Origin of the sequence: Pseudoalteromonas sp. TB51 (assembly GCF_000498055.1) — a bacterium.
Classification (GTDB): Bacteria; Pseudomonadota; Gammaproteobacteria; order Enterobacterales; family Alteromonadaceae; genus Pseudoalteromonas; species Pseudoalteromonas atlantica.
The window spans coordinates 1-6,429 of the sequence record NZ_AUTO01000048.1 but is presented as its reverse complement, the minus strand read 5'-3'; the positions used below and the strand labels follow the sequence as shown (position 1 = coordinate 6,429).

The 6,429-nt window shown below is 42.5% G+C and carries 4 protein-coding genes; all 4 read left to right on the top strand.

What is annotated here, in order from left to right:
• Positions 1 to 1,900 (top strand): EcoAI/FtnUII family type I restriction enzme subunit R (hsdR, locus tag L650_RS0101365; RefSeq protein ID WP_029771908.1); only part of this gene is annotated, 1,900 nt, incomplete at its 5' end.
• Between the two features lie 117 nt (positions 1,901 to 2,017).
• Positions 2,018 to 3,490 carry an N-6 DNA methylase gene (locus tag L650_RS0101360; RefSeq protein WP_029771907.1) on the top strand — a complete coding sequence of 491 codons (1,473 nt, stop codon included), beginning with the start codon at positions 2,018 to 2,020 and terminating at the stop codon, positions 3,488 to 3,490.
• Positions 3,490 to 5,301: a restriction endonuclease subunit S gene (locus L650_RS0101355; RefSeq protein ID WP_029771906.1), complete on the top strand. Its 1,812-nt coding sequence runs from the start codon at positions 3,490 to 3,492 to the stop codon at positions 5,299 to 5,301. Before L650_RS0101360 ends, L650_RS0101355 begins: the two co-directional genes overlap by 1 nt.
• A gap of 2 nt (positions 5,302 to 5,303) precedes the next feature.
• Entirely contained in the window at positions 5,304 to 6,299 is a 996-nt protein-coding gene (locus L650_RS0101350; RefSeq protein ID WP_029771905.1) for an Abi family protein, read from the top strand.
• Positions 6,300 to 6,429: the final 130 nt, after the last annotated feature.

The following is a 6,429-nucleotide window of genomic DNA, read 5'->3' as shown; positions in this document are numbered from 1 at the left end:
GGCAGGTAAAGACCGCGTACTCCTTGTTATGGCAACAGGAACCGGTAAAACTTATACCGCGTTTCAAATTATTTGGCGCTTATGGAAATCACGCGCTAAAAAACGCATCTTGTTTTTAGCCGACCGCAACATATTGGTTGATCAAACACGTATTAACGACTTTCAGCCGTTTGGTACGTCAATGACCAAAATTACCGGCAGAACAATCGACCCCGCTTACGAAATACACCTAGCACTATACCAAGCACTAACAGGGCCAGAAGAATCTCAAAAAGCGTTTAAGCAAGTAGACCCTGACTTTTTCGACCTTATTATCATTGACGAGTGCCACCGTGGTAGCGCAAGTGAAGATAGCGCATGGCGCGAAATACTCACCTACTTTAAAGGGGCTGCTCAAGTAGGCTTAACCGCGACACCAAAAGAAACCGACGAAGTATCAAACACCGATTACTTTGGTGACCCTGCTTATACCTACTCCCTTAAAGAAGGGATAGAAGATGGCTTTTTAGCACCATACAAAGTGGTACGCGTTGATCTTGATGTAGACCTACAAGGCTGGCGACCAACAAAAGGGCAAGTAGATAACCAAGGCGAAATAATAGAAGACCGTATATACAACCAAAAAGACTTTGACCGCACAATGGTCATAGACGAGCGTACCCAGCTGGTGGCCGAAACCATTACTAATTACTTAAAGCGTACAGATCCTATGGCTAAAACCATCGTGTTTTGTAACGACATAGATCACGCCGAACGTATGCGCCGGGCCATTGCTAATTTAAACCCAGAGCAAATGGCTAAAAACGATAAATACGTGATGAAGATCACCGGCGATGACGAACTAGGTAAAGGCCAGCTCGACAACTTTATAAACCCTAAACGCCCTTACCCAGTAATTGCTACCACCTCAGAGCTTATGACCACAGGGGTAGACGCTAAAACCTGTAAGCTAGTAGTGCTTGATCAAAACATCCAATCAATGACCAAGTTTAAACAAATCATTGGGCGGGGTACCCGTATTGACGACCGCTACGGCAAGTTGTGGTTTACTATACTCGACTTTAAAAAAGCCACCGAGTTATTTGCCGATGAACGTTTTGATGGCACACCAGAAAAAGTAATCAAAGTAACGCCAACCGACATTGAAAACGAAGACGTTGATATTGAATCACAAGACGATACAACCGGCGAAGAGCAGCCTGATAGCGTATTCGATGATCAATCAACCGGCGATGAAAGCGATGCCAATAACGACACCATAAATGACCCTAAAGGCGATGGCAGCCTTGATGGCGAATGGGACGATGAAACAAACAAAATGGTTAAGTACCGCGTATCAGGTGTTACCGTTAATAAAGTGGCAGAGCGAGTCCAGTATTACGATACCGACGGTAAACTGGTTACCGAGTCATTTATAGATTACACCCGTAAAACCATGAGCAAACAATACAGTTCATTAGACGACTTTGTAAAGCGTTGGAACGAGTCAGACCGTAAACAAGCAGTAATAGATGAACTTGCCGAAGAAGGCATTATTTGGTCGGCGCTTGAAGAAGAAGTCGGCAAAGATATGGACCCTTTTGATATGATCTGCCATGTAGTATACGACCAACCGCCCCTTACCCGTAAAGAGCGCGCAGATAACGTACAAAAGCGTAACTATTTCACTAAATATTCGGGTACCGCACACACCGTACTCGAGAACCTTCTGTTAAAATACGCCGATGTAGGCGTGCAAGAAATAGAATCTATGCAAGCACTTAAAGTGGCGCCATTTAACGAAATAGGCAGCCTAAGTGAAATAGTAAAAAAAGGCTTTGGTGGCAAACCACAATACGAGCAAGCACTTAAAGAGCTCGAAGCCGAAATTTACCAAATGCCAGCGCCTAAAACAGCCTAAATTTATGTTTGCTGTTGCTATGTATTAGCCACAGCAAACATTAAACCATTTAAATTAAACAGCTTTCATACTCGCTTTTAGCCGCTGTTTATAAAAATAATCAAACAAGAGAATATTATGTCTATCAGTTCAGCTATTAAATCAATTCAAGATATTATGCGTAAAGACGCCGGTGTCGATGGCGACGCACAACGCCTTGGTCAAATGTCGTGGTTACTATTTTTAAAAGTATTCGACGCGCAAGAAGAAGAACTAGAGCTTGAACTAGACGACTATCGCGAGCCAATCCCCGAGCAGTTTTTATGGCGCAATTGGGCAGCAGGTAACGAAAGCATAACGGGCGATGAGCTACTAGAGTTTGTAAACGACAAGCTATTCCCTGAGCTTAAAAATCTAACCGCACCGATAGATAAAAACCCACGTGGCTACGTAGTTACCCAAGCGTTTAGCGATGCCTTTAACTACATGAAAAACGGCACGCTACTGCGCCAGGTCATTAATAAGCTAAATGAGATAGACTTTACCGACTCAAAAGAGCGCCACTTATTTGGCGATCTGTACGAGCAAATATTAAAAGACTTACAAAGCGCAGGCAACGCGGGCGAATTTTATACCCCGCGCGCAATTACTAAATTTATAGTGGCAGTAACCGACCCAAAACTAGGCGAGTCTATTATGGACCCTGCCTGTGGTACCGGTGGCTTTTTAGCGTGTGCGTTCGACCATGTAAAAGCTAACTATGTAAAATCGGGCGACGACCACCAAATATTGCAAAAGCAAATACATGGTGTAGAGAAAAAACAACTCCCGCACTTACTGTGTACTACCAACATGATGCTTCACGGCATAGAGGTGCCGGTCCAAGTTAAACACGGCAATACCCTAAATAAGCCGCTTTCAAGCTGGGATGATCAAGTAGATGTTATCATCACCAACCCTCCGTTTGGCGGCACCGAAGAAGACGGCATCGAAAAAAACTTCCCAAGCGACCTGCAAACTCGCGAAACAGCAGACTTATTCTTACAGCTCATTATAGAAGTGCTTAACACTAAAGGGCGCGCTGCGGTAGTATTGCCAGATGGCACCTTGTTTGGTGAAGGCGTTAAAACTAAAATTAAAAAGTTATTGGTAGAAGAATGTAACTTACACACCATAATACGCTTACCCAATGGCGTGTTTAACCCGTACACCGGTATTAAAACTAACATACTGTTTTTTACTAAAGGCACGCCAACAAAAGACGTGTGGTTTTACGAGCACCCATATCCAGCCGGTGTAAAAAATTACAACAAAACCAAACCAATGAAGTTTGAAGAATTTAAAACCGAACTTGAATGGTGGGGCAATGAGGCCGATGGCTTTGCAAGCCGGACTGAAACCGAGCAAGCGTGGAAAGTATCAATCGACGATATTATTGCTCGTAACTACAACCTCGACATTAAAAACCCCCATGTAGGCGAGGTAATAAGCCACGACCCAGAAGAGTTACTAGCCGACTATTCAAAGCAGCAAGCAGACATACAAGCCCTGCGCGATCAGCTTAAAGGTATATTGTCAGCAGCCCTTTCAAAAGATACTGAGGGCAAGTAATGGCTGAGTCAAAAATACCTAACACAAACGCTGAGCAGCTAATCACCAAGCACCTCGATATTTGGACAACCGCCATTGAGCAAAAGTCGTCATCAGGTCGAGGCTCATCTAAAAAGTTTTCACTACATGGCATTAAAAAACTCCGCGAACTGATTTTAGATCTCGCTGTACGTGGCAAATTAGTGCCGCAAGATCCAAATGATGAACCAGCCTCAGTGTTGCTAGAGCGAATAGCCGCTGAAAAAGCACAGTTGATTAAAGATAAAAAAATCAAAAAGCCAAAAGCATTACCGGAAATTAGTGAGGATGAAAAACCGTTTGAAGTGCCCGAAGGTTGGAACATTCAAAGGTTAGGAAATATAGGATTAATTGGTTCTAGCAGTCGAGTTCAAAAAAAAGACTGGCAAAGTGATGGAGTGCCATTTTATCGAGCTAGAGAGATAGTCAAACTGAGTTCTAATGGTTATGTTGAAGATGATTTATTCATTACTCAAGAGCTATACACAAAGCTATCGGAGCAAGGAAATGTGCCTGAAAAAGGTGATTTAATGATCACCGGCGTAGGTACTATAGGTGTGCCTTATATCGTTACTTCAGATGATAAGTTCTATTTTAAAGACGCAAGTGTTTTAATCTTTAAAAATTTAGCGAATATCAACTCTGATTACTTGAAAACATTTATGTATTCACCTTTGTGGGTAAAAGCAATACATGAGAAAAGTATGGGGACTACTGTTCACACATTGACAATTGTGCGTGCAAATGAAGCAATTATTCCTATTCCCCCAGAGAAAGAGCAACAACGTATCGTTGCTAAAGTCGATGAACTAATGGGCTTGTGTGATGCGCTTGAGGCGCAAACTGAAAATAGTATTAGGGCACATCAAACGTTAGTTGAAGTGCTGTTAGAGGCCTTGCTGAAAGCACCAGAGCAAACCGCAACACCCGAACAAGCCACAGCACAGTTTCAACAAAACTGGCAACGTTTAAGCGAGCACTTCGACACGCTATTCACCACCACCGCCAGCATCGACACGCTAAAGCAAACCATTTTACAACTAGCAGTAATGGGCAAACTCGTCCCACAAAACCCAAACGACGAACCCGCTGCCAAGCTCCTGGAGCGCATAGAAGCAGAAAAAGCCCAACTGATTAAAGACAAAAAAATTAAAAAGCAAAAGCCACTGCCAGAAATCACCGACGAAGAAAAACCGTTTGAATTACCTGATGGGTGGGAGTGGGCGAGGTTTGGCGGAATCTCATATCTAATAACTGATGGAGCTCATCACACGCCTAAATACATAGATAGTGGAGTCCCTTTTTTATCAGTTAAAGATATGAGCTCAGGGGAACTAAGTTTTAGTGATACAAGGTTTATTTCACATGAACAGCACTTAGATTTAACTAAAAGGTGCAACCCTCAAAAAGGTGATTTGCTGCTAACTAAGGTTGGTACTACTGGTATTCCTATTTTAATAAATACAGATACAGAGTTTAGTATCTTTGTAAGTGTTGCTTTAGTTAAGTTCCCTAAAGAAGAGATAGATGGCGAATATTTATCTTTATTAGTGAAATCTCCTTTAGTGAAAACTCAATCAGAAGAGGGGACACAAGGTGTAGGTAATAAAAACCTAGTTTTGAAAACTATCTCGAGTTTTCTATTGGTTTTTCCATCGCTGAATGAACAAAAGCGCATTGTCGCTAAAGTAGATGAATTAATGGCACTCTGCGACCAACTTAAAGCCCGTTTAACCGACGCACAAACCACTAAACTTCACCTAACCGATGCCATAGTCGAACAGGCGCTTTAGCTATGGCGTATAACAAACCTTGGCTTGGCTTTGATGAACAGCTTGCTAAGTTACAGCAACGCGGCTTGATTGTGACCGATAAAGCCGCAGCGCTGAATTACATTGAGCGCATAGGCTACTATCGCTTAAGTGGTTACTGGTACTCTTTTAGAGATCGTTCGGGTAAGGTATGCGAGTTAATTTATAAGGGCAATAAAGCGCAAAAAACCAAAGAAACCACACTCCCTTTCGAAACCTTTAAAGCGGGTAGCTGTTTTACAGATGCGGTTGAATTGTATGTATTTGATAAACGGCTACGTATGCTTGCGATGGATGCGTTAGAGCGTATAGAAGTTGCCCTTAGAGTGGATATATCGCATACACTTGGCGAGAAAGATTCCTTTGCCTATTTAAAGCCTAATTGTTTATTTCCTGATTTTAGCCAAGTACTTGATGGGCGCAAAGGTGTAACAAAACATCACGAATGGCTTGGTGGTCACGCTAAACTAATAAGCCGCTCAAAAGAAGAATTTGTTAAGCATAATAAAGCGAAGTATGGGCTACCTTTACCTATCTGGGTTGCCTGTGAGGTCTGGGATTTTGGTACTATGTCGCGCTTATTTGATGGAATGCTAGAGGCCGACCAAGACGCTATAGCAAACCGTTATGGTGTAAGTAATGGCCGGATATTTGCCTCTTGGCTAAGAAGTCTTAATTACTTACGTAATGTGTGCGCGCACCACAGCCGATTATGGAACCGCAATATGACGGATCAACCAAAGTTGCCTGCTAAAGCGGAGCACCCTTGGGTTAATGACTACATTACGAATACACACGCCCAAGCTCGTTGTTATTTATTACTTCGTATCTGCTTAGTATTAATGAAACGAATAAACCCTAACTCAAGTTGGCCAGAGCGAGTAAAAGAGCACTTAGAGTCATTTCCAAACTTAGAACATTTGAAGTTAAACTTAGTAGGAATGGGCGCGCCAGTTAATTGGCGAAATGATTGGCAATAATATTACAGGCATAAAAAAACCCCTAAGCAGTTGTTACTTTCGTAACATTACCGATAGGGGCCGTGTTGCTAATAATACTAACGCAAAGGCACAAAAAAGCAAATATATTTGGTGCTTTACTCACGGCTAG